At 40.2% G+C, this 25969-nt stretch carries 20 protein-coding genes; 7 read left to right on the top strand and 13 right to left on the bottom strand.

Going from position 1 to position 25969, the window contains the following annotated elements:
* The first annotated feature begins 122 nt into the window (after window positions 1-122).
* The gene (locus ACXAC4_RS05720; protein WP_475159702.1) at window positions 123-1082 is read left to right on the top strand and encodes an ABC transporter substrate-binding protein; all 960 of its coding nucleotides are present in this window, start codon (window positions 123-125) and stop codon (window positions 1080-1082) included.
* 29 nt (window positions 1083-1111) lie between these two features.
* Here the strand turns inward: ACXAC4_RS05720 and ACXAC4_RS05715 are convergent, their stop codons facing one another.
* The 5 genes from ACXAC4_RS05715 to ACXAC4_RS05695 form a co-directional block, all read right to left on the bottom strand.
* Window positions 1112-1465 (bottom strand): hypothetical protein, encoded by a 354-nt coding sequence (locus ACXAC4_RS05715; RefSeq protein ID WP_475159701.1) that lies wholly within the window; start codon window positions 1463-1465, stop codon window positions 1112-1114.
* Window positions 1466-2113: 648 nt separating this feature from the next.
* Window positions 2114-4300, bottom strand: coding sequence for an OsmC domain/YcaO domain-containing protein (locus ACXAC4_RS05710; protein WP_475159700.1), 2187 nt, complete (start codon window positions 4298-4300; stop codon window positions 2114-2116).
* Window positions 4301-4423: 123 nt separating this feature from the next.
* The gene (locus tag ACXAC4_RS05705; protein ID WP_475159699.1) at window positions 4424-5065 is read right to left on the bottom strand and encodes a dioxygenase family protein; all 642 of its coding nucleotides are present in this window, start codon (window positions 5063-5065) and stop codon (window positions 4424-4426) included.
* A 159-nt stretch (window positions 5066-5224) separates the two neighbouring features.
* Window positions 5225-7603 (bottom strand): ABC transporter permease, encoded by a 2379-nt coding sequence (locus ACXAC4_RS05700; RefSeq protein ID WP_475159697.1) that lies wholly within the window; start codon window positions 7601-7603, stop codon window positions 5225-5227.
* Window positions 7590-8456 (bottom strand): ABC transporter ATP-binding protein, encoded by an 867-nt coding sequence (locus tag ACXAC4_RS05695; protein WP_475159696.1) that lies wholly within the window; start codon window positions 8454-8456, stop codon window positions 7590-7592. Before ACXAC4_RS05695 ends, ACXAC4_RS05700 begins: the two co-directional genes overlap by 14 nt.
* Window positions 8457-8690: 234 nt before the next feature.
* Here ACXAC4_RS05695 and ACXAC4_RS05690 point away from each other — a divergent pair, with 234 nt between their 5' ends.
* On the top strand, window positions 8691-10190 hold the full coding sequence (locus tag ACXAC4_RS05690; protein WP_475159694.1) for a sensor histidine kinase: 1500 nt from the start codon (window positions 8691-8693) through the stop codon (window positions 10188-10190).
* Window positions 10187-10870: a LytR/AlgR family response regulator transcription factor gene (locus ACXAC4_RS05685; RefSeq protein WP_475159693.1), complete on the top strand. Its 684-nt coding sequence runs from the start codon at window positions 10187-10189 to the stop codon at window positions 10868-10870. Before ACXAC4_RS05690 ends, ACXAC4_RS05685 begins: the two co-directional genes overlap by 4 nt.
* Before the next feature lie 53 nt (window positions 10871-10923).
* Here the strand turns inward: ACXAC4_RS05685 and ACXAC4_RS05680 are convergent, their stop codons facing one another.
* The 6 genes from ACXAC4_RS05680 to ACXAC4_RS05655 all read right to left on the bottom strand — a co-directional run bounded on the left by ACXAC4_RS05680 (window position 10924) and on the right by ACXAC4_RS05655 (window position 17229).
* Window positions 10924-12681 (bottom strand): endonuclease, encoded by a 1758-nt coding sequence (locus ACXAC4_RS05680; RefSeq protein WP_475159691.1) that lies wholly within the window; start codon window positions 12679-12681, stop codon window positions 10924-10926.
* Window positions 12682-13225: 544 nt separating this feature from the next.
* Window positions 13226-13735 (bottom strand): GNAT family N-acetyltransferase, encoded by a 510-nt coding sequence (locus tag ACXAC4_RS05675; RefSeq protein WP_475159690.1) that lies wholly within the window; start codon window positions 13733-13735, stop codon window positions 13226-13228.
* An 86-nt stretch (window positions 13736-13821) separates the two neighbouring features.
* Window positions 13822-15660, bottom strand: coding sequence for a S8 family peptidase (locus ACXAC4_RS05670; RefSeq protein ID WP_475159687.1), 1839 nt, complete (start codon window positions 15658-15660; stop codon window positions 13822-13824).
* A 386-nt stretch (window positions 15661-16046) separates the two neighbouring features.
* Window positions 16047-16445 (bottom strand): fosfomycin resistance glutathione transferase, encoded by a 399-nt coding sequence (gene fos / locus ACXAC4_RS05665; RefSeq protein WP_475159686.1) that lies wholly within the window; start codon window positions 16443-16445, stop codon window positions 16047-16049.
* Between the two features lie 51 nt (window positions 16446-16496).
* Window positions 16497-16763, bottom strand: a complete 267-nt coding sequence (locus ACXAC4_RS05660; RefSeq protein ID WP_475159684.1) for a hypothetical protein — start codon at window positions 16761-16763, stop codon at window positions 16497-16499.
* A gap of 103 nt (window positions 16764-16866) precedes the next feature.
* Window positions 16867-17229: a hypothetical protein gene (locus ACXAC4_RS05655; protein ID WP_475159682.1), complete on the bottom strand. Its 363-nt coding sequence runs from the start codon at window positions 17227-17229 to the stop codon at window positions 16867-16869.
* 207 nt (window positions 17230-17436) lie between these two features.
* Between ACXAC4_RS05655 and ACXAC4_RS05650 the strand changes: the two genes are divergently transcribed.
* The 4 genes from ACXAC4_RS05650 to ACXAC4_RS05635 all read left to right on the top strand — a co-directional run bounded on the left by ACXAC4_RS05650 (window position 17437) and on the right by ACXAC4_RS05635 (window position 22483).
* Complete coding sequence (locus ACXAC4_RS05650; RefSeq protein WP_475159679.1) at window positions 17437-17883, top strand: hypothetical protein; 447 nt, start codon at window positions 17437-17439, stop codon at window positions 17881-17883.
* Window positions 17884-17955: 72 nt separating this feature from the next.
* A complete protein-coding gene (gene secD, locus ACXAC4_RS05645; protein ID WP_475159677.1) occupies window positions 17956-19842 on the top strand; it encodes a protein translocase subunit SecD in 1887 nt (628 codons plus the stop codon).
* Window positions 19835-20737, top strand: coding sequence for a protein translocase subunit SecF (gene secF, locus ACXAC4_RS05640; protein ID WP_475159676.1), 903 nt, complete (start codon window positions 19835-19837; stop codon window positions 20735-20737). The genes secD and secF overlap by 8 nt, the downstream gene beginning before the upstream one ends.
* A 219-nt stretch (window positions 20738-20956) precedes the next feature.
* Entirely contained in the window at window positions 20957-22483 is a 1527-nt protein-coding gene (locus tag ACXAC4_RS05635; RefSeq protein WP_475159675.1) for an alkaline phosphatase D family protein, read from the top strand.
* 81 nt (window positions 22484-22564) lie between these two features.
* Here the strand turns inward: ACXAC4_RS05635 and ACXAC4_RS05630 are convergent, their stop codons facing one another.
* A complete protein-coding gene (locus tag ACXAC4_RS05630) occupies window positions 22565-23818 on the bottom strand; it encodes an adenylate/guanylate cyclase domain-containing protein (protein ID WP_475159673.1) in 1254 nt (417 codons plus the stop codon).
* Between the two features lie 155 nt (window positions 23819-23973).
* A complete protein-coding gene (locus ACXAC4_RS05625; protein WP_475159672.1) occupies window positions 23974-25635 on the bottom strand; it encodes a S8 family serine peptidase in 1662 nt (553 codons plus the stop codon).
* Window positions 25636-25969: the final 334 nt, after the last annotated feature.

Genomic DNA, 25969 nt, shown 5'->3' with positions numbered 1-25969 from the left:
TTGTAAATCAGAAACCTTTACCCCTCAACAGTAAGCCTAAACTTTGCTTGTTACTGCTATGCTATATAAAACAATAAACGCTAGCTTTGACAATAATAAGCGTATCTAGGGACTACTATTCAATGCTAAGAATCAACCTCACACCTTGGATGCTTGCTCTTTTTGTATATAGTTTAAGCGCCCAAAGCTCAACGAGCCCAACACAAAAAGAACATCAACCCATTCGAATAATTACCAATAACTGGGCGTCGCAAAAAGTCATTTCTCATATCGTTGGCAATATCTACCAACAACTCGGCTTTAATGTCAGTTATGTAGAATTACCGACTGAAGGTCAATGGTATGCACTTAAATATAATAAGGCCGACATACAAGTAGAAGTATGGGAAGGCAGTATGGCAGATAAATATTATCAATTAAAAAAAGAGAATAGCATCGTCGATGCGGGGCGCTATAACGCGACTACTCGAGAAGAATGGTGGTTTCCTAGCTATGTTAAAGTACAGTGCCCTAACTTACCAAGCTGGACTGCATTAAACGAGTGCGCGGCTTTATTTTCAGATGAAAACTCAAACCGCGGTATATACTACGCTGGGCCATGGGAGAAGCCTGATAGAGCAAGGATCAGAGCATTAAAATTAAATTTTAAATTGATCAGCCTAAATTCTGCAGATGAACTTTGGGATAAATTAACAGAGGCTTATGCACTAAAGAAACCTATTTTGATGTTTAATTGGACGCCCAATTGGGTCAATACCAAGTATCAAGGTGAATTTGTTGAGTTTCCTGATTATGATGCTGAGTGCGAGACAGTGCCTGAGTGGGGCATAAATAAAGCCTTTCTTTACGACTGTGGTAACCCCAAATCAGCTTGGCTAAAAAAAGTAACGTCTCGAAGTTTAGCCGCTCGTAACCCATGCGCTCTGAATATTTTAAAAAATGTAAATTTAAACAACGCGCAATTTGAGGAAATAGCTGCTTTAGTCATGATTAAAGGGCTAACAATAGAAAATGCAGCTAAGCGTTGGCTAAGTGAAAATCAATCTCTATGGTCAAATTGGATAAGTAAAGAATGCCGATAGTTAATATCAACCTTTTTCAGATAGATAATTTAGTTAACTTGTCCTTCTTTTTTAATTTTAAAAATACACACGCTTGCCAAAATCACACCTAAAACATTAACCACCACATAAACTTGTGGTGTGATATTAAAATGAAAGCTCATTGCCAAGGCAAATAAAAAGCCAAACTTCTGACCGTTTATTCCTACGACCAATATTTGGCAAAGCCAAAATAGTAAAACCAAGTGGCGGCCAAATACTTTAGCTTTAAATAAACTATAGCTGGCAAACACGCCCATCACGCAAAGTAATGCTGAAAATGGCGCAAAATTTAAACTAGTCATATACATATAGCTATTCGCACCTAAACTTAAAATAGCAGCAATAGCTGTGATGAAAGACATAAAAATGAGGGTTTTATTACGGTTCAGCACTTTTTAATCTCGTACCTAAAATAGACCACTACAATCATAAAAAATTTCACAAGATGCAACAATGATTAAAAAGAAAAAAGCCCCAAAAAAATTTGGGGCGAAAGTAGCTCAAGCTTGGATGGGAGATAAGCTTTAACCTTGTGAAATAAGCAGTCAGATAGCACTCTAAAAGTTTAGAATAACTAATTTGAGTGAGTTCACAGTGTATTACTTTATTTGCACTAATTGATGTCAATTTTGCTTTTAAATGTAAGCGGTTATGTCTAGCGACATACTCTAGGGCGTATTGACCTTTGTTGTGTGCTTTTGCAGCAGTGAGTTGGATATTTAGGCAAGGCAGGGGCTGCGAAGCATAGTTATTCTATGTAAGTCAGCCGATAACGTCGAATAAATGTTCAACTCGCGCTGCTCGAAGAGTTCAACCAAAGGCTTCCACTACTTTGTCATTCGCCACTTACATAACCCATTATGCGGCGTAGCTCATTTCGCGTATTGAAAGCCTTTGATTTGAACAAAATTCATACCTCAAAGATAAACACGCCCTAGAATAAATCGAATACAAAAAAGGCGCTTATATCAACAAGCGCCTTTCAATATTTTTCATTTATGAAGCCAAAATTAGCTTTGTGTTAAACGTGCTCGTGCAGCATGTAGCTTTTTATAGCTTTCAATTAAGCGTAAATGCTTGTCTAGACCTTCAAGGTTCATGCTGGTTTCAGTTAAACCATAGAAAGTCACATCGCCATTGATTGAACCGACAACAGCATCCATCACTTCTTGACCGAACATGCGTGTGAAACTGTGAATGTAATCTTCAATTTCAAGCTCTTCATCAAGTGCTACTTCTAAGGTTGCATCCATCGCTTGGTAGAATAAACCACGTTCAACAATGGTGTTGTCGTTGTATTGTAAGAAGGCTTCAACCAGCTCTTTGGTTGCTTCTAAATCACCTAATGCTAAATAAATTAGTAGCTTAAGCTCAAGAATTGTCAGCTGACCCCACACGGTGTTTTCGTCAAACTCAATACCAATTAGGGTTATGATGTCGATGTAGTTGTCTAGTTCAGACTCTTCTAAACGCTCAACTAAATCAGCCAATTCATCTTCACTCAAACGATGTAGATTTAAGATGTCTTCACGATATTGCAGGGCTTTATTGGTGTTATCCCAAATTAAGTCTTCAACCGGATACACTTCTGAGTAGTCTGGTACAAGAATACGACATGCGTTACCAATGTGTGTAAATTCAGCCACATAAGCTTCTTTACCCATTGATTCTAAAACACCAAATAACTTGTCTGACTCTTCTTCAGTTGTGCCTGAGAAGTCCCATTCAACAAACTCATAATCGCGCTTCGCACTGAAGAAACGCCAAGAAATTTTACCTGTTGAATCAATAAAGTGTTCAACAAAGTTCTCAGGTTCTTGCACGGCCATGCTGTTAAATGTTGGCTTAGGTACGTCGTTTAAGCCCTCGAAGCTACGACCTTGCAGAAGCTCAGTTAAGCTTCGCTCAAGAGCCACTTCAAAGCTTGGGTGGGCACCAAATGACGCAAATACACCACCCGTTTTCGGGTTCATCAGTGTCACACACATCACAGGGAATTGACCGCCAAGTGATGCGTCTTTGACTACAACAGGGAAGCCCTGCTCTTCAAGACCTTGAATACCTTCAACAATACCTGGGAACTTATCTAATACGGCTTGTGGTACATCTGGTAATACAATTTCTTGCTCGATGATCTGACGTTTAACCGCACGTTCAAAAATCTCAGACAAACACTGAACTTTCGCTTCAGCTAGGTTGTTACCCGCACTCATACCATTACTTAAAAATAAGTTTTCGATTAAGTTAGTTGGGAAGTAAACCGTTTCACCGTCTGAGTGACGTGTGTAAGGAATTGAACAAATACCACGTTCAACATTACCTGAGTTAGTATCGATTAGGTGCGAACCACATAACTCACCCTCTGGATCGTAAATCTCGCGCGTATATTCGTCTAAAATCTCTGTTGGTAATTCATCTTCTTCGTTTGGCTTAAACCATTTTTCATTTGGATAATGCACGAACTCAGCATTGGCGATTTCAGTACCAAAGAACTGATCGTTATAGAAGAAGTTACAGCTTAAACGCTCAATGAATTCACCGAGTGCCGAGCATAAAGCGCTCTCTTTGGTTGCACCTTTACCATTGGTAAAGCACATTTCAGAAGCCGCATCACGGATATGCAAAGACCAAACATTCGGTACGATATTACGCCATGAAGAAATTTCGATCTTCATGCCTAAGTCTTCCATTACCGATGTCATATTGGCAATGGTCTGCTCAAGCGGTAGGTCTTTACCTAAAATATATGTCTCTGTGCCGCCTTCTGGCGTTGTCATCAACATCGCTTGCGCATCAGCGTCTAGGCTTTCAACGGTTTCAAGTTGGAAATCAGGGCCAGTTTGGATCACCTTTTTCACAGTACAGCGGTCAACCGCGCGCAACATACCTTCTCTATCTCTCTCAGAGATATGCTCTGGGATCTCTACCTGAATTTTAAAAATCTGGTTATAGCGATTTTCAGGATCAACAATGTTGTTTTGCGCGACACGAATGCCATCAGTCGGAATATCACGGGCGTTACAGTACACTTTAATAAAGTAAGCCGCACACATTGCTGATGAAGCTAAGAAGTAATCGAATGGGCTTGGTGCTGAGCCATCACCTTTATAACGAATTGGTTGATCGGCAATAATTGAGAAATCATCGAATTTCGCTTCAATTCGAAGATTATCTAGAAAGTTAACTTTGATTTCCATAGAGCGGTTTCCACGGTCGCGCGCTTACTATGCTTTGTAAGCGCTTTTCTAAAAATACCGCTAATTATCCGCTTTTTCTGCTCAACTGTCTTGGGTTAATTATAAAAAAACGCCAACAACAAACTAAAATGCCTTTTGCAGAAAAATATCGTATCGATACTCGTTCGATTTACTGGTTTTTTTAGCCGTCATCATTTTCTGCTCTTGCTTAGATTTACGTTTAAACAAGCCATCTTTATCGTTTAAAGGCTGATCGGGAAAATATAGCTGCGTCAGTAAAGACTCATAACCGTACTTACTGATTTTTATATGGATATGAGGTGTACGTTGCTGCGGTGCATTTAACGGATATGCTCCCGGCATTACAGTTTTGAACTTAAAGCGACCTTGTTTGCCACTTTGCAAAATCGCCCACCCTTGGAAATGCGGGTCAATCGGCGCTTCACTGTTATCGTGAGGGTGATGATATTTACCATAACTATTAGCCTGCCATAGGTCTATGGTTACATCTTCAATGGCATTACCATCTTGATCGAACACTTGTCCAAAGATTTCTATAATTGTGCCTTTGGCACGCCCTACTTTACCTTCGACTTGGGTTAAATCTGCATCCTTGTCTTTTTGCGGAGTTATGGGGTAAAACGGCCCTTCGACTTCTCTAGGGGTTAACATTTTACCGCCTGCCTGTGCACCGAACGTTTGGCTTATAAGTAAACCGCCCATCGAGCCTAAGGCTGCACTTTTAATAAATTCTCTACGCTTCATTGTATTCTCCTCACCTGCTTAACTAGGCTTTTTGTCATTGCATGGTTTTCACTGTAAAGCGCAGCGGTTTATTCGTCTTATCAATCTTCTATTATTTTCCTAACCGAGAGTTAAAATAAATTTAACTTTATTTTTTATCAACTTATGGAAGGTAATAGATCATTCATGCAAAATTTCTCTGGGCTCAGACTGCCAAACAACATCTAACTCAGTAGGTTGATTTGTTGAGAACTGATAAAACATTCGACCATCTTCTTGCCACTGTTTTGACAATACGCCTGGTGCTTGGCTTTCATGCTCCAATTGGGTCGAAAGTGTTGTTCTTAGCATAGCTTTAACAGGCTCTCCCGTTTGAGATGGCTCTGCAATTAACCCTTTATTTTCTCTTTCTAAAGGATCTTGGATTTCAAACTCAGGTTGATAACCCACCATAGGCAAAATAGATTGCGCTGCGATTTGTGACCACTTAGGTTTAATTATCAAGTGCTCTGAGCTTGGCCAAAACATCACTTGCTTAAGCATAAAGCTCACTTTCAGGTTAAGCGACTGCCCTACCTCTAATGGTTTAGCTAATCTAATTTCATACTGATTGAGTTTAGGTGGCTTTATTTCCCCTTCTCTGTTTATCAGAGTCAAACTCCAGTTTGTATGATTGCCATCTCGACTAACTAAAAACTGACTGATTGGATATTCACTGGTATTTTTTAACGTGTATTGCACATCAAAGTATACTTTGCCTTGCTCTGGATAAAACGCGATTTTAGTGTCTAATTCTGCCATTGTTGGTTGAGGTAAGTCGGCCAAATACCTGAAAGCTTGCTCGTAGTCCGCTTGCCATTGCATTCTTTGCTTTTGATAGGTCAAAGGCTTTTCATTGGTGATTTGAACATGCATAAAGCCAACGAATCCTAACGTTAATAACACCATCGCAACAGCTGGCATGGTCCAAATTTTTTTATTCATCACGTACCCCGTTCCTCTATGTGACAGCTTTACAGCAAATACACAAAGCGTTGCAGCGACCAGACTCCAAAACAGCATAAATGGTAAAAATACCTGTTCACTCTCTAAAAACAGCTTTGTTTGAGAGGCAGGTTGCAATGGCGAACCCGCAATATTCCAGAGTAAGTGTGTTATTCCCAGCGCCGAGGTAATGGGTGTGAACTTAATAATTAGCAATGCAAATATACACAGCCCTGCTTTAATCACAGATTTAGCAATATGATGAATACATACAAATATCACGGCCAATAGCGCTTGTGGTATTAGACTAAATATTATTTGCTGTACATAGTGCGACAGCGAAATATCACTACCCGCTATGAGCTCAGCCATTAGGCTCGCAACCCCCATAACAACAGTTAAAACCAACAAGCAAAATAACAATGTAACCATATCTGCCATGATTTTTTGCCAGTTACTAACTGGTGCCGAAGACAATACATCTGCAAACTGGTTACGCTGGGTATGCCAACAAACTAGTCCGCTCCAGAGCGCCAAACACACCGAAGTAAATAGCAAATATACGTCCCAGGCGACGGCATTGAGTGAAGTTATGCTGTTATTGAGATTATAAGCTTGAGCTGAAAGCAACGTTGAAAGTGCCTCATTGAGAACAATACTGGCCCAAACAACTAAAATGACAGGGGTAAGCTTTGAGTTCAACAACACTTTAAAGTTTAAAAAAAGCAAATGAACAACAGGCAGATCGGGTAGACGATTATAAACAAAATGGTGTCTAGTTTCTTCCTGAGTAGTTTTAACCGCCTTTTTATTATTGTGTTCAACATTTGGATTAACACTGAATTTAGACAACCCTATAAACACAAGAGCGCCCAGCAACAAATAAACGATTCTATTAGCTATAAAGGGCACATTTAAAGCTTGATTAGTATCATTGACATCTAACAAAGGCGTTATGCCAAAAGGGTCTGCCCAGAGCATAAATGTATAAAACATTTCACTCACTATCGCGCTGCCCGACAAAAACGGAAACCCTAAAGTACCGCCAATGACTATGTAAACAATGCCTACGGCTGCACTGATGGCATACAAGGTAAACGGCGTACATGACCGTTTAGCCAAATAAAATGCCATTAATATTAGTAAGAAACTACTTTGAACAATGCCAAATACACTGATCAAAAAGAAGCTTTGCAAACCCATCAACCAAGTTGTTTGACTTGCAAATACACCACAAACGACTACAAAACTGAACAACATGGGAAAACTTAAAATAGCGAACGATACGATCACTCTGCTACGCCAACGCACCCGAAAAGACACAGGGGTTACATCAATAAGCGACATCATGTTCGACGTATGGTCTCTAAATAGTAAAGTGACAGCAATCACGGCAAAAGCCGCAGGCATTATCAACATTTGCAAAAGCGCATACACTTGGTAGAGCTCATTAACCGTGCTTTGTTCATGCAAACTACCTAAGCCTATTAGGGTGCTAAATAAACACGCAGCGATACTCGCCACCCATACAATTGGCTGTCGGTAAGCGTATCTCAACTCATTATTTATTAGCATGACGCGTCTCCTTATTATGAAGCTCTAAAAAATAACGGTCTTCTAATTTTGCCAGTTGAAGGCGTGCATTCGCAGTAGGCTGTTGCTCACTATAAATTCGCCACGATGGCTTGCCATATTTATAGCTTTTACTTAAAACCTGAGCATGGCTCTCAGGAAGCGTGTCACTCAACCATATTTTGTTATTTAGTGGCGCGATTAAGGTTTCTACGTCATCGCTGTCGATGATTTGGCCTTCTATCAACATAGCAACGTGATGGCAAAGGTTTTCAATGTCTTCAACTATATGAGTGGAGAGAATGATTAATTTATCAGCGCTTATTTCAACTAGAACATCATGTAAACGCTCACGCTCTGCGGGGTCGAGCCCTGACGTTGGTTCATCCATGATCAGTAATTTGGGTTCACCGAGTAAAGCTTGAGCAATGCCAAAGCGCTGTTTCATCCCCCCAGAAAAAGTCGAAACGTGGCGTTTAGCAACTGAAGTTAAATTTGTCAGCGCTAATAACTCTGGAATTTGCTTTTTGTATTGCTGGGGCGATAACCCTTTTAAAACTGCAATATGGGTTAATAATGCTTCGCAAGACATATTGGGATACACACCAAAATGCTGAGGTACATAGCCTAATTGTTTGCGTAGCATAGAAGGGTCTTGCAAACATGATTTGCCTAAAAACGCATAGTCGCCTTGATCTGGCGCTTGTAAACAGGCAAGCGTTCGCATCAGCGTTGATTTACCGGCACCATTTGGTCCTAATAAGCCAACCATGCCTTTGTGTAATTCTAGATTAATTTGCTTTAGGGCATGTGTGCCGTCAGGATATTGTTTATTTATGTCAGTTAAAACTAGCATGTATCACCTCTGTTCAACTTTGTTCAGTGGTTTTATGCTATTGAGTCAATTGATTACTGACTATTACTTGATGACGTCTTGCTTTGTTTAAATGATAAAGCACAAAAATGGCTTTTCGTCATTTAAAAATGCACTTTCGTCACTTCAAAAGCGCTCTAGGTCGCCTTATATTGTGTGTTTAAGATATAGTGGCCTTATCTACTTTTCGCAGTAAACTTTTTTATAAACAGCCTTATGAGCCAATTGTTCCAAAGCAGTCCGACACTATTTATCTCACGTTTTATGCCTATGCTTTGCGCGCTCATGATAGTGACTCACTTACAATTTTTATCAGCAAAACAGACAAGCGCTTTAATGTATATAAGCACATTCATTGAAGTCGGTATGATGAGTTTGCCTATGCTACTTGCTCATTTAGCTACTTATAATCAGTACACATTGAAGCGGCTTATTTATTGGTCTCTTGGTTTCGTTGTTTACCCCGTCGCCCTTTTTACCTTACAAACACTGCAACCAACTTTTTTCAATGCTCACCTTAGTTTTGATGGGGTAGTGATTTTTATTGGCTTGAGTCTGTGTAGTATCTTTATACCTTCGGTCTTATTTAGGTTGAAGAACATAAATAGTAGGTACATACAAACAATAAAAATTGAAGACCTATTTATGCTTATAGCCCTAGGGGCTTGGGTTATTTTGATGTGTTTAGCCAACAGCCATGATAAAGCTTTAACGCTCACCCCTAATACCCTAGTTGTCAGCCTAGACGTAGGAGTGACGGAGTTTAAAACGTTTATTTGGACTGGCATACAATCTAGTATTATTGCAGCGCTTATCTGGTTAATTTATTGGTTGAACAAGCGTTTTCTCATCGCAAAACTACTTGGGCAATTCGGTTTATTTAATTATTTGTGCGGTACATTCGTCTACTTACTTATCTGCACACCTATTGTGTTTTCCTTCATTAATGTATTACCCATTTCTGGGCAAACACTGTTACTCATACCTTCAAATGCACAAGGTATTTTTCAACCACAAAACTATGTGTTTACTTTCATCTTAATAGCACTTAGCACCCCAATTATTCTGCTCTGTCGACACCACAGAACAGAGCGCAAACTGTTCGAATTAGAGCAGCAAAACAAACAGGCTGAACTCACTTTGCTGCAACAGCAAATAAACCCACATTTTTTGTTCAATTCACTTAACAATATTTATGGCAAAGTGCTTTGCCAGTCTGACGATGCGCCAAACTTGATCGAACACTTATCGAGCTTGCTGCAACACTCTGTATATAAAGGGCACAAAGACTTTGTCTCTCTTGAAGATGAGCTCAACTACATTAGACACTTTATTGAGCTACAAAAAGTGAGATTAAGCGGCAATATTAATTTGAGTGTTAACCTACCAAGACTCAACACCTCAGCACATCAAATCGCACCACTGCTGCTCATTGTGCCCATTGAAAATGCTTTTAAACACGCAATAACCAACAACCTTGAGCGTTGCAAAATTCGAATTGACTGTAAGCTAGAAGGTAATCGCTTAACCTTAATCTGCGAAAACAGTTTTAGCGACCAAATGACCGAAGGTATGGAACAAAACAGGAAACATACCGGCGTTGGCTTACAAAATTTAAGCAAACGGCTTTCTCTTATTTATGCCAATACTCACCAATTAAACTATGGTCCTAAGGGCGATCATTGGCAATACAATTTAGAAATAGAGTTAACATGAAACATAAAGTTGTATTAATAGATGATGAGCCGATTGCACACCAAGTGCTGCTTCATCATTTAAAAAAGTACCCTAATTTTGAGATTGTCGCTCAGTGCTATAGTGCCGTTGAAGCGTTGCAAGTATTGGCCAATCAAGACATTGATTTATTATTTTTAGATATCAATATGCCTGCCCTAACTGGTATTGAGATGCTAAAAGTTGTTAAACAGTGCCCGTCAGTGATCATCGTTAGTGCCCACCCTGAATATGCCATAGATGGCTTTGAGCTCAATGTGGTCGACTACTTGTTAAAACCCGTCAATGAAACTCGTTTTGCGCAAGCCATTGATAAGCTATCTTTTGCTTCGACCAGCTCAAGCGCAGCAACGTCTTTAACCCTCAAAGTCGGTAGAAGTTTAGAAAAAGTCACCCTTACAGACATTGCATACCTCGAATCTTACGGTAACTATGTAAAAGTATGGGTTAAAGACAACATGATTCTCGCCAATACCACGCTAAAATCTTTAATCGATGAATTACCAAAAGAAAACTTCGTACAAATTAATAAATCAACGGTGATTAATTTAACGCACATCCATAGCGTTAAAAACAAAGACGTCACGCTCAGTGATGGACAAACTAAAAAGGTCAGCAAGCTATTTATCGATGATACAAAAGTATTGCTAAAAAGCAGCTAAGCAAATGAAATAAAAAAGCCCGCTTAACAAAGCGGGCTTATTACTTAAAAACCTTAGTTAATCTGAATCGACCAAGTGTTTAATGTGCCTACGTCTTGGTTATAGTGATCTTGCACTCTTAATTGCCAAGTGCCTTTCACACTACCCGACAAATTCACCGTGTAAGACTCAACGACATTATCAGCACTGTCACTGCCGTTATAGTTTTTAAGCTGATATTGAGCACCTGTTGGCAAGGTCAACACGAGACTAATATCACCACGGTATGTATGACTAATATTCACCTTTACGGTTGCAGTGCCAGATGTCGTTGAGTTATCAACATCAAGCGTTGATGTCATTACGCTGTTGTCAGGAATAGACGACACACTATTCATTTCAAAGAATGTTTCTTCAACCACAGGCTCAGTAACCGGTGTACCGCCATTAAAGCTTTGACCTGCATTCACTTGATTGTACGTTGAAGCAGTTACTTGCCAAGTGAAGTCACTGTACTTTGAGCCTGAGCCAGTAAGTTGTAGCGCATGGCCTACCGCAGTAGATGAGGTTTCAGATACAGGAATTGCTGTTGAAGATTGACCTTGAGCAGCACCATCGGTTGCAGTAAACGTACCTTCATAACTTAAGAATTGAACCAGCTTGCCAGTGTTATCGACTAATGCGATACCGTCAGGGCCACCATTTTGTAGGCCACTCATGGCGAAAAATTTAGTGCCAAAACCAGATTGCTGATCAGCTAAAGTGCCTGAAAGTGAGATAGTTTTGTATGCCCCACCGCCGTTACCGTTATAAGCTACTAGCTGCCAACCACTTAGATCTACCCCTGCAGCGCCTGCGATTTCAACACCTTCGTTTACATCCGAGCCATTGTTGTCATAGTGGAGTTCGTTTATCCAAGGTGTTGCGTCAATACTACCTGTGTCACCACCACCGGTATCACCACCGCCAGTTCCAGTGCCAGCATCTACGCCTGAACAATCACTTTCAAAAATACACGCAGCAAATTCAGGGTGATCGATAAATGGGTTACGGTTACCTTGATATTGGAAAATCACATCGTTACGACGGCGCTCAAAATCATCAACTGGATCGTCTTTGTGCCATTGAATAAGCACTGTTTTTAGACCCATGTAAGCAACAGCTTCATTACCACCCGTTTTAGAGGCTTCAATTTTACTGCGATCATCGGTCAAAATAAGATCAGGCTCTACAAAACCATTGGCATTTGTACCACCTTCATAGCGCACCGCTAAATACATTAATGCACGGGCTACATCACCACGACGACCAGGCCAAGTTTGCCAAATACCGTCTAACGGACCTGAACCCATAGTTAGATTCACTTCAGAAGATAAGCCCCCGCGGTTGTTATTTACATCAGTGGCTTTTGTTGAGCAAGACGCACTAGTACAGTTTGCATAAGGTTTGTTATTTCTACTCGAATTGTAGCTACTATTTGAAATAAATAAGTGGTGCAGGTCTGTATATGCCAAATTTTGACTGCCATCTTTTGGAAAGCCATAAGATTTCGGCCAAGAGTGCTCGCGGTTGTAGTTAGTATTACCACCACCCACTTTGGTGTAAACTGCATTTTTATATACATCAACAACTTGAGAGTTGTTATCTGGGTTTTCATCGGCTTTTTCTAGCACGTCCCAAGTATCTGTATTTGATGATGTATAAGGAATTTTTGTGTGACCCTTAATAATTATATGCAAGCTTTGTTTCAGTGTTGTTGCATTTGCATTATCAATGTTCTGGTAATAGTTTTGTGGCGCAGCAGCCAAGGATACACCTGACAACGTGCTCATAAGCATTGCCATAGATGTCAATCTAAGTGAGAGTTTCATAATTAACCGTGTGTTTTAATTAAGATTTATTTTTATATTCACCTTCCTTTGCAAACCGCTTCCAAAAGCTGACCCCATGCCAGCGCGCAGAAGTATACACTCTAATTTATTACAAAAAGATAACAAAAGAATAAATTATCTAACGTGTCAACGCTGTCAAAATTTCAATAATAAAAATAATTTATATTAAACAACCAGTTACTTCATTTACATTTATTTACTTAAAAAGGATCGCGCGCGGACTAAAGACATTGAGATTGTGAAATCTAGGTGGTAGGTGTTTGTAGCTAATGAATTTAATGTGGTTGGTAAATTCAAATTTAAGAAAATCACTCAAGTCAGTGAGTTTCGTTTACTCTGCTTTTGAAACATTCAGAATACTTTAAGTTTTATGAACCAGATTAAATAGGCGTGTAATTTGATATGTGCTTTTAGATGCCATGATAAAGACATTATGGGAGCTGATGGTGAGAAAACTTATTTTAGGTCAAAACAACTGAGGTATTCAGGCTAACTTAGCACTAGAGTAAACCCAATTCTGAATTTTTACGCCATGAAAATCGAACGTTAATTGTCCGATATTAATAAGCCCTAGATGTTTATAAAAGTCATTAGCGTCATTTTCAACCCAGGTATAAAGCCAGAACTTAGGGCCTAACTCATTTTGGCACCTTTGCAGAAGTGCTTTTCCGATACCCTGCCCTTTAAATTGAGTATCAACATAAAGGCGTTCAATTTCATAGCCAAACTTAGATTGATCTTGATAATGGCTCTGTCTATTTGCGAGCAAATAACCTTGCAGAATGCCCTCTTGTTCAGCGATTAAAATGGTTTTATATGGACTATTTATGTCTTGCAGAAATGATTCAGTATTGAAGTTATGAACTACAAAGTCTGCATACTCAGATTTAACCCCTTCTTTTGCGTAAGTCGCTAACCAAACTTTGCTACTCAAAACAGATAAGCAAGTGATATCTTGTTCTGAGGCTTTTCTTATAATAGTTTCTGCTTTCATAATTTCTTTGTAATTTTATTTGGCGATAAAATAAAAAATGGCTTGTACAAAGACAAGCCATTTTTATTTTCGTATCAAACTATTAATTACAGTGCACAGCTACCTGCAAGTTTCCACTGCTTATATTGACCTTCATTTTCTGATGGCAGATCATTCTTAGTCCAATAATTAGCCTCGAAAATTTGACCGTTAAAGGTTACTTGATCACCTTTCGTATAAGCTTGGTTTTCGTACCATGCTTTTGGACACGTTGATTCTGGTACATCACAGCCATTTGCAGCGATAAAGTCATATGCTGCTTTTGCATCAACTAAACCATGACCAAACTCGTGATCTTTACCTTCAGCACCGATGTCCGTTGCAGTAAAGTTAAGAACATCGCGGATTTGAGAACCTGTACAATTTGGGAAGTGGCTCCATACTTTCGCTGCAACACCAGTTACATGCGGCGTTGCCATTGATGTACCTGACTTATACTCATAACCGTACTTGTTATATTCAGTTAGCATCAGGCCACTGCTATTAATTAATTCACCAACCACATTTGACACTGTTAATGTCGGGAAATCAGTTGCGTAGTCAATGTTGTGAACGTCTCTTGATACCCACTCTGGAATACCTGCTGGCACGTCGAAGTATGTTACTAGAACCTGACCTTCATTTGCTTGACATGCCGCTGTTGCAGCATCAAAACCCGCTTTGTCAGTAGCACTTAATGTACCGTCAAAGTACTCGCTTAAGAATGCATCAAATGGGATCTTGTAGAAACAGCTTTCGCTTAATTGTGAGATTCGTGGATAAGGCGTGTTACCTGCATCAATTTGCTTAAAGCCAGAAGAGAAATAACCGCCAGTTTTCGCATTCCAGATAAAGCGATTTACATTTACAGACTCGCTATCAACAGTAGAAAGTACACGTGTACCCGGCGCTGAAATTTCAACTTGATCGTTAACCGCAGAGAAAGTAGAAATTTCAGTATTCTGATCAACTGACGCTACTGACATAACATTTTTGTATGACGCTGGGAATAGGTATGAATCATCACCATCAGTCGCTGTTGAACCATGGTTACCTGCTGCTGCAACAATTAACACACCACGATTAGTCAAACGGTCTACTACATCACGCTCAGTATCAGATGAACGAGAACCACCTAGTGACATATTAATGATGTTCGCACCTTGGTTCGCACACACTTCCATTGTTTCTAGAATATGTGAAGTTCTGAAACCTGAGTTTGCACCATGTGCTGTGCGAGATAGCTTTTGCACATATGTGTCTACGGCACCATTAGAAACCACACCTACGACACCTTTACCATCACGGTTAGCAATGATAGTACCCGCTACGTGTGTACCGTGATCAACGGCATCGTTAAACCAAAAATCAGAGTAATCACTGTGGTTACCGCTCAAATTAGTTGCTGCAAACTCTTCGTGGTTGCCTTGGATACCTGAATCGATAACACACACTTTGATGCCATTATTCGCAGGATCAGCAACCAAATCAGACTTAGTCAATGTAATGCCGTAAGGAGTTACTTCTTGTTGAGTTAGATTTTCGAACTCATTATTCGTGAAGTTCGCCACAGTGACATCGCTGTCAACTTGTTCCAGCACAAAATTACTTGGAGACTGAGGAAGAATTGCAAATCGTTCTACATCTAGCTCTACACGCACACCAGAAATTTGCTGAAGCGCACTTGCTTGCTCTTCTGTTAACGAAATTAAACCTACAGTACCTTTAGCAACTTGAGTGATGTTTTTGATGATTTGTTGTTGATACTCAGCTGGAAGACTAGATGCTTCATAAGTAATTAGATAATCAGCTTTTTTGTTATTTGAATCTAGCGCTGTGTTCGCGACAGCAACGCTCGAACTTAAGATTGCAGCGCAAATTAAGCTTTTTTTAAATTTAGATTTCATCTTACTTTCTCTATTTTTATGAATTATTTGATTTGTCCCTTTTACAGTACAAAAGTAACTTTAAGAAAATGTAAAATCAAATTTAAAATTATGATTATCTACAATATCAGGCAATAACATATAACTAACTAAGCTAAACAATCAGTGTAAAAATGATACTAAGCCCAGTTTATTCGGGGTCTAAGAGCTGACTTTGCTAACCTTACATTTAACACATCTGACCTGTTAAACTTAGTTATACTAGATTTTATCCCTTTAGTTTTATCTGAATTTGTTAACCACTTTATTGAAAAGAGTCAAAAATAAAATGGTTTTATCTGATCAAAAACAGGAAATCAGCTTCTGTCAAAATGTTATTCGCTTTATAAGACCTGGTAAGTTTATATTCAAAGCCAGACCAGACCTTTATATGGGTGAGCTTTCAAAGATGACAGTCTGCTTTGCAGATCACCCACATGTATTTCTAATTTATGACCGTCTGGGTCCAAAATATAAAGTGACAAGCCTTCACTTTTGTTGTCTTTCCACTGCGATACATGCTTTGCAGAAACACGCGCTTTAAAATCCTCAAATTGATCAGGTGCAATATCAAAAGCAATATGGCTATAGTCATCTTTGCTACAGGGATCATCACATGACAAGCAAAACCATAGCTCACCAACAGATAAGTAAGCGCCATTGTCCCACTTTACATGTGCCGTGAACCCTAAAATATCTCGATAGAACAAAATAGAGCGCTCTAAATCACTTACTGCGATGGTGATATGATTGATCCCCAAAAGCATGGTTTTCTCCAAAAAGAACTTAAACCAAATCGTGATTAACAGACTAGCTTATTAAAGCTCATTTGCAGTGCCTTTATCTTTTTCGTTAATTTCCTTTAAAAGTTTTAATGACACATCTTTGATACAAAAAAACACCATAAGAATAGCTATCACGAGTGCAGAAAAGTTGTTGTTACCTAGAGTATCTAAACCAACTGAATCGTCCTCAGTAAGATAAAGAAACTCAATATGAGTCGAGAGCATTTGCATTGCACACACGATAACTATTGTGGCGATAGCCCATTTCATCACTAATTTCGATAAAGTTTGATGAGACATAAATAAACTCCTTGTTTAAATGACATTGTTTTAATTCTTATACTTCTTGTAAATTAACTCATTTCTTTATTGCAATGAACAATATCTAGAAAGCCTAGAATGATCACACAGATAAATTATTGAGCAGCATGCCCGGCATAAAAAAGACCATGGATAAACTGAGAGAACCGGTTACGACAAAAGCAATCACACAAAAAGCGGTTTGCAGATAAAACGTACGAGGCTTAAATGCAGTTGTACTCAGTAAAGAAGCATAAATGGTATTAATAATACGTTTGAATGATTGGCGCTTTATTTCAAGCCAAGTGCGCATTGATTGAATGTACATCACCATAAAGCCAAAGATTAACTCAATGCCCCCTACTTGCATAAAAAAAGTAAGTTCAGGTAATAGCAAAACACCAATGATTGCAAGCATGCCAAAAATAAACTTCTTAAATAAGCTCAGGTTTCGCCAATGTTCCATAATTTTCCTTTTAAATCTGAGTTCTTAACACTTACTCATATCTGTGAGGTATCTATAATTTATAGATATTTATCGAAATAACGATATAGCGTTTCTCATATAGGTTCAACCAAACCTAATATAAATAACCAAATAAGCTATCTTCCCCTTGATTAAAACCAATCCGCCCTTATCATACTTGCACGCTTTTAATTTGAACTCGTTGCTTTGAACCGAATTTTAAAAATTCTTGCTGTGTTGTTTTTACTGTTTGCCGTTGCCCCGTCATCTGCCGAACAGTTTGCGCATGCGCAGAATAATGTTCAGAGCCAGACTAATTATCAAAGTCTGTTTGAAGTTGAAGTTGGTGATGAGTTTTCATCGCAGCAGCAATCTCAAAACCATCATATTACTGCCGATGATTCTGGGTTGTTTTCAATTGTTGAGCGCCCTTCTCAGCAACAAGCCATTCGTTTTTTACATCCAAAACAGCAAAGCGAATTTATTTTAGTTTTTGAGCTGATGTCAGACACTTACATTAGCGAAATTCGCTTGCAAACTGACAAGCTCGAACAACCTTGGTATCAATGCAATACGCGGCCAGACCACGGCTTTATTGATGCCTGTAAACCTGCCAACTTAGTTTATAAAGCACGTTTAACCTACCACGCTTAATTTCACTTATCGCAAAAATACCTTTTAATTTTTTCGGCAAAACTGTGTTTTGCTGCCCTAGATGAGTGAATTATGAAAAATCAATTAAACCCTAAGTCAAACAACCGTTTGACCCCATGGGCGTTGCTGTTAGTCATTGTATTTCTGGCAATTAGCGCGCTACCAAACCTTTATCCGAATAACACGGTATTAAAGGTCAGCAGTCATAACAATACGTTATCGGCGACTCAAATTAGCCAATACCTTGAAGACGCACAGCTGCCTGTGCGTGAAGCGACAGTAAATCATCAAACCGGTGAAGTTCGTGTGTTGCTTGAACATCCAAAAGCGAGTGTGAATGCGCAAGCCGTATTACAAAAAAAGTTGCAAACACAATTACAAAACGCAGCAAACATTAGCGTGCAAAGTGAAGCAACTACACCTGCATGGCTGCAAAGTTTTAATTTATCGCCTTTAAAGCTGGGCTTAGATTTAAACGGCGGTGTGCTATTTGTATTAAAAGTCGATACCGACAAAGCCCTTGAAGAGCGACTCGAAAAACTGCGTTTAGTCGCAAAAGATTATCGCATTGAACACAAATTACGTGGCATCAAGATTGAAGCTGCCCGTGATAATAGCGTGGTCATAAAAGCCAATAATAACCAAGTAGATAAGCTCGCAACTTTAGTAAAGCACTTAAAAGCAGACTACCCAAGCCTTACAAGCATTGAACAAAACACGGCAAGCCAAGCCATTTGGCAACTTGGTTTTGACGAAGCCAGCCAAAAGCAGATTGCTGAACAAGCAATAGGCCAAGCCATTAGTACTTTGCGCTCGCGTATCGAACAATTGGGGATCACAGAAGCTGTTACACAACGTCAAGGTAAGCAGCATATTCGAATTGAGTTACCGGGTGTACAAGATCCAGCTGCTGCAAAACGATTAATTGGTGCAACTGCTGAGTTGTCTTTTCATGCGTTGAAAGATATTGGTGGTCACACTTACAAATATAAAGATGGTGGCACAACCAAATTGAACCCATTGCCTATTTTTACTGGCTCAGAGATTGAATCGGCTCAGGCTGGTCGCGATGAGTCAGGGCAACCGCTAGTACAACTGATGCTCTCCCCTGCTGGCGGCGACAAGATGAGTCGTTTCTCGCGACAAAACATTGGTAAGCCAATGGCCACTCTCTATGGCGAATATCACCAAAATCAAAAAGGAGATGTTGTTAAACAACAAGAAGTGATTTCAGTCGCCACCATTCAACAAGCCCTTAACCGCCAATTTAGTATCACTAATTTAGGCACCATGCAGCGTGCACAAGAGCTGGCTATGGTATTGCGTGCCGGGTCACTTCAGGCACCTATCACCATTGTTGAGGAGCAAACCATTGGCCCAAGCCTAGGCGAGCAAAACATTGAAAACGGGTTTAATGCGCTCAAACTGGGCTTAGCCATCACCCTACTATTCATGTTGGCCTGCTACGGGCGACTCGGTGTAGTCGCCATCATTGCATTGGTGGTAAATCTTATTTGTTTACTTGGGTTAATGTCGTTATTACCTGGCGCGGTGTTAACTCTACCCGGGATCGCGGGTTTAGTACTCACCATAGGTATGGCGGTCGATACCAATGTGATTATTTTTGAGCGTATTCGTGATGAAATCAAACAAGGAGCCAGCACACTTGGTGCTTTAAAAAGCGGCTATCAACATGCTATGTCGAGCATTATAGATGCGAACCTAACGACGATGATCACCGCGCTGGTTTTACTTGGTGTAGGTTATGGCCCAATCAAAGGTTTTGCTATCACTTTGGCCCTTGGGATCTTAACCAGTTTGTTCTCGGGCGTATTGGTGTCGTCTTACCTGTCGCCACTCTTTCTTAAACATGAGAGAAAAAAAGAGCATCAAAAAGATAAAAACAAAGCCCAACTTGAATCAGTAACAACAAAGAAAGAAGGAGCGCATCATGCATAATATTTGGCAGTCAGCCCGTAAAATGGGCTTTATATTTAGTCTACTTGCTATTGTTGTTAGCCTTGGCGCTTTAGCCCTTAACCCCATTGTATTTGGTTTAGATTTTACGGGGGGTACCGTTTTAGACTTCACGTTAACGTCGCTAACCAGTATGAGTGAACTACAAACCACATTAAGTTCCTTAACATCAGACGCATTTAGCTTATCGCAAAGCCAAGACGCCCATTGGCGGGTGTTGTTTTTACCCGACGTGGCTTCAGATTCAATCGCCGCTTTTCAAGCTGCGATTGAGTCAAAGTTAAATGCCAATATCCTAGAAAGTAAGTTTTTAGGCGCTCAAGTAGGTGAAGAACTCAAAACCAGTGGTGCACTGGCGGCTGTATTTGCAGTGGTGTCCGTGTTGATTTATTTAATGGTGCGTTTTGAGTGGCGACTCGCCGTGGCGGCAACCGTCGCGCTGTTCCACGATGTATTAATCACCATCGCTTTATTCACAGTACTTGGTTTAACCTTCGATTTAACGGTATTAGCAGCACTTTTAGCGATTATTGGTTACTCGCTAAACGACAGTATTATCATTGGCGACCGTATTCGTGAACTCATTCGTGCCAAACCTGAGCAACAAATTGGTCATTCAATTAATGAAGCCTTGCAAAGTACGTTACGCCGTACGCTGATCACCTCGTTTACCACACTTGCCACGGTTTTTGCGATTTGGTTGCTCGGTGGCGATGCTTTAAATGGTTTTGCCAGCGCCCTGTTAATTGGTTTAACTGCGGGTACCTTGTCATCTATTTTTATCAGTGCAACCTTGCCTGAATTTATGGGCTTAAGTTTTGCAAACTATCAAAACCAAGACAGCGATGAGGTGAAAAAACTACTCGCTGAGCCTTAACTAGCATTTAGAGCATTTAGCTCACTCATCAATTTTGAGTGGGCTTCTATTTATATTCATAGACTTAGACATTACTCATTTCTGAAAAAGTAGATTTAAATTAACATTTTTGTAACCTTTAAGTGTTAAATCTAGCGCTCCCTTTTTTTAGAGTAATTACTTATGTCTATTTCACGTCGAAGTTTTTTGAAAGGATCAGCTCTACTGAGCGTGATGCCAATGAGTTTAACACTCTCGGGTTGTACGTTTAAAACCAACCCTTTCAGCCATGGCGTTGCCAGTGGTGATCCGCTCCATGATGCGGTGATCATTTGGACTCGAGTCACCATTCCTGAAGAAATCACGCAAGTTGTCGATATCAACAGCCTGGTATTGTCTGTTCGCTGGCAAGTATCAACGTCTTCTTCATTCGCGACTATCGAAACTGAAGGCAAGGTTGAAACTAGCATAGCGCGAGATTTTACCGTTAAAGTCGATGTCACAGATTTAAATGCTGATAGCATTTATTACTATCGCTTTATCATCGAAGAGCTCGATGAGCCTGTTGTTTCGCCTGTGGGTCGCACCAAGACTTTACCTCAATATGATGTGTCTGAAGTAAAGCTAGCGATGACATCTTGTTCACACTTTAGCTATGGCTATTTTAACGTCTATGCTCGAATCGCAGAAATGGATGATCTCGATGCGGTTTTACATTTAGGCGACTATTTATATGAGTACGGTAACGAAGATGTTTATCGTAACCCGTTACTATGGAAGAGGCTGGTAGAGCCAAAACATGAGATGGTGTCACTCAATGATTATCGTTTACGTCATGCGACGTATAAAACAGATGAAGATTTACAAACCCTGCACCAAACCCACCCTATGATCTGTATTTGGGATGATCATGAGTTTACCAATGACACTTGGCGTGGCGGTGCGCAAAACCATAATGACAATGAAGGCGACTGGCAAACCCGTGCGAATGCAGCCATTCAAGCATATTATGAGTGGATGCCTATTCGAGAGCCTCAAAGTGGTAACCGTGAAAAAGCATATCGTAAATTCGAATTTGGTCAGTTGCTGCATTTAAATATGCTCGATACCCGTTATGTTGGTCGCGATGAGCAAGTCGATGTTAAAGACGATTCACGCTTAGACCCAATGCGGACTTTGTTGGGCTTTGAACAAGAGCAATGGCTAGAAGACAACCTGCTCGAGGCTAAAAATAATGGCGTAAAGTGGAATTTAATTGGTCAACAAGTGCAAATAATGCAAATTCAGATGTTTGGTAAACCCATTAACGCTGATGCATGGGATGGGTACCCTGCCGCTCGAGACAGGCTACTGAGCTTTGTTGAACAAAGAGACATTAAAAATGTGGTGTTTTTAACAGGCGATGTTCACTCATCTTGGGCTGCCGATATTGCTAAAAACCCTTATGACTGGCGCGAGTATAATCGCTTTACCCATGATGGCGCACTAGCCGTTGAGATAGTCACACCTTCTGTCACTTCGCCGTCAATACCTGTACCGGGTTTACAGCAAATTGTGGGAGATGTTGGCAATATTCTAAAGCCTGAAAACCCACATATTCGTTATGTTGACCTTAAAAACCGAGGTTTTGTCACCCTTAACATCAAGCACGACAAACTCACTTCACAATGGCACCATGTACCAATTGTTGGTTTTAAAAATAGCCAGTCATTCGTTGATAGAACCTTGTATGTTAATTCAGGCGAAGCCAAACTGCACAAATTGTAATCTGGCAATCAGCACGCGAATTTGAACACAAGGGGAGCTTAGCTCCCCTTAAAGTCATGTAGAAAAGTATTTAAATGATGTTCATTGAAAAGAATAAACATTGACTGTTTTGTCTCGACCTTTGAGTTTTACATCCGCAACCCAAGCTAAATCCGACATCTCTGATTTTTCTGCAGTGTCTTCGCTGACAAGTAATGTTTGTCCGAGCTCTTTGGTCTTGCTCTCTATTCTCGCTGCGACATTAACTGTATCACCAATTACGGTGTAATCCATACAACTCAAACTCCCCACATTACCTGCAATGGCTTCACCACTGTGAATACCAATGCCAATTTCAAGCTGTGGTAGGCCCTGCTCAGCAAATTGTTTATTTAACTCTATTAATTCTACAAGCATGCCCTTTGCAGCATTGATTGCACCTTGAGCGCTATTCATTCCCGCTTGTGGCGCACCAAACACAGCCATAATGGCATCACCGATAAATTTATCTATCATGCCATCATGTTTAAAAATAGGATTGCTCATAGCTGAGAAATAGCGATTTAGAATACGAGTAACTACCTCTGGTTCATTGCGTTCACATAAGGTGGTGAAATTGCGAATATCGGCCATCAAAATAGTCACTTCTCGGCGCTCACCACCCGGCTCTATGTCAACAGCACCGGTTTCTACCGCGCTGACCAGCTTTTCAGGCAGATAACGTAATAGCCGCTCACGATGGCGTAAGCGCGTATAAGTATTGGTAATGTAATGAGAAATTGACCACGCTAGTAATCCCGAGAATAGCACGATGATCTGTTCGTGGATCTCTATGGTTCGGTCAGTCTGGCTGTGCTCTAAAATAAGCGTTGTCGCAGCTAAACAGCAAAGCGTCGAAAAGTAAATAATCACACGACCTTGCCTGAATGCACTCATGACATTAAATAGGATGAGCGCACTGATCAACATCAATTCAAATTGTGTTTGGTGCAGATCGCGTAAGAAGTGCCCTATCTCGGCCAAATATTCCATTTCTAACGTGATCCCTAAAATAATCACATAATCGAATAAAATAGACACATACTTGAGCCAAGGTTTATAGCTGCCTGTGGTTGCCCAGTGCCGCACCAGCCAACACCAAACTGCTGTTATAACCATCGAACCAAGATCGACACTGATTAAAATTAAATCCAGTCCCTGACTGAGCGTACCGACCAGTAGTTCAAGTAAAAACAGCGCCATCAAACCAAAAAAACGAATTTTGTTGATGTGGTTTTCCATCTCCATTTCGCGCTGCTGGTAGCAATCTGTCAGCAATGCATCAAAGCTGTCATCAATATGTTTTAACCATTTCATAAGTTTAAGTGTTCTGCTTTTTTATTAAACATAGCTTGTCATAACAATGAGTACGAAAAATGAATGCAAGAAATAATGATAGGGTATGAAAAAAGGCAATTTAGTTACCTAAATTGCCTTTAATAACAAAAGTATTGGGAATTTATTTAAAAACGTTACTTACAAGCGCCTTTGTTCGCCCATACATCCCAACGACCTGAGAATTGCTCTGGGTTTTGATCTATGTTCCACCACTTCGCTTCGTACAAATTGCCATTTAATGAAACGCGATCTTTAGATAAGTAAACCTTACCTGCTGACCATGTTGGCGTACCATTACATCCACCCGTATTGCCATCAGTTACCTTGATGACTTCAGATTTACTAGCAACCTGACCAACGGTATCCCTTACTGTCAATTTAACAGTATACTCTCCAGCACTTGCATACGTGTGACTTGGGTTTTTGCTTGAACTAGTTGCCCCATCGCCAAATTCCCACGAGTAAGCAGCAATCCCCTTATCATCATATGAGCTGTCAGTCAGTTGTATGGTTTTACCGTTTAGCGTTACTTTGAAACTCGCAACAGGTTTAGCATCACCCGGGCCTTCACATGTACTTGAAGCTAAATAGTCGTATGCTGCTTTTGCTTGCACAATACCATGACCATAGGAAGTATCACGCCCTGCAGCACCTTTATCTTTAGCTGTAGCATTTAAGGCATCACGAATTTGCTGGTTGTTACACTCAGGGAAATGACTCCATACCAGTGCTGCAACACCCGATACATGTGGCGTTGCCATTGATGTGCCGCTGATGCTTTTATATGCATTATTATTCCACGTCGAGTTAACACTTACGCCTGGTGCGGCGATTTCGACTTGGCTGTTGTATTGTGAGAATGATGCTTTGTTTTCACGGCTATCAACCGCAGCTACTGAAACAACTGAGTCATATGATGCTGGATAGCTCATCGAACTATTGCCACCATTACCAGCTGCGGCTATATGCAGCATGCCTTGCGCATAGCTGTTTGCAAATGCTTGACGCTCTGCATTTGACTGGCCTGATCCTCCAAGACTCATACTCGTGACATTGGCACCCGCTAGTTGACATTGCTCAATCGCTTTTACTAGGTCCGAGCCATAAGCCCAGCGGCCTGAATCGTTGAATACTTTTACGATATGTAAACCAAGCTGACCTGATGGGTTTACTCCCACCACACCTTGACCATTGCCACCAATTGCAGCAATAGTACCTGCTACATGCGTACCGTGACCATTGCCATCGTTGTACCAGTTACCTGTATTGTTACTGCCGTAGCCGTCATCACCAGTGATCCCCGTTGAAGGTAAATCTGGGTGATTTAGGGTATAACCTGTATCCATGATACATACCTTACGGTTGCCCGACATGGTGTCTGCCAATTGATTGGCCTGTACCATGTTGATGCCATAAGGCGTGCTTTCAGCCATTAGGTAACGCTTTGGATCTACTTCAATAGACAATACATCTGAACGTGCAGCTAGCAAAGCTTTTTGCTCAGACGTTAAAGACATAGACACCGCATTAATTGACGGTAAAACTTGTTCAGCTTGAGCCGATACCGTCAGTGCAACTGATTGGAGTCGATTCATTTGAAGCTGTTTGGTTTGTTGCGGGCTTAGCTCAAAAGGCTGCGCAATTGTGCCTTGTTCACTTTTAAGTGTAATGATGTAACGCTCAGCTTGATTGGTCTCGATACTGCTTTCATCTATCAGTGTCGATGCATGAACTGCTGGGACTAATGCACCGCAAAAAATAAGTGCCTGTGTAGTTTTGTTCAACTTGGTTTTCATTTTGATTCCTTATCTTGTTTTTAGAGTGCAAATGATTAACAAATCATTTACAAGCAACAAGAAAAGAACAAATGTCCAACGCTGTCAATTTGTTTTTATTATAGGTGCAAAAACTCTAAATACTTCATTTCCTACTGTAAAACCTCCATTACACTGGACTGTGAATGTTCATATGTCTAGACGTGTATTGTTTGAGCAAAGTTTGTACTAACTTAAATACAGCTGCACAAAATTTGTTACGAAATTGTTATAACCTAAAGTGATAAGGTATGATTTTATGATTTTAATTGTTCTAAGAAAATGGGCACTCACTTTAACTTTCAGCAAATAGTCA

This window comes from Pseudoalteromonas sp. AWM4_233 (assembly GCF_056158285.1).
The sequence above is the reverse complement of the archived record's forward strand: the minus strand, read 5'-3'. Positions and strand labels throughout refer to the sequence as shown.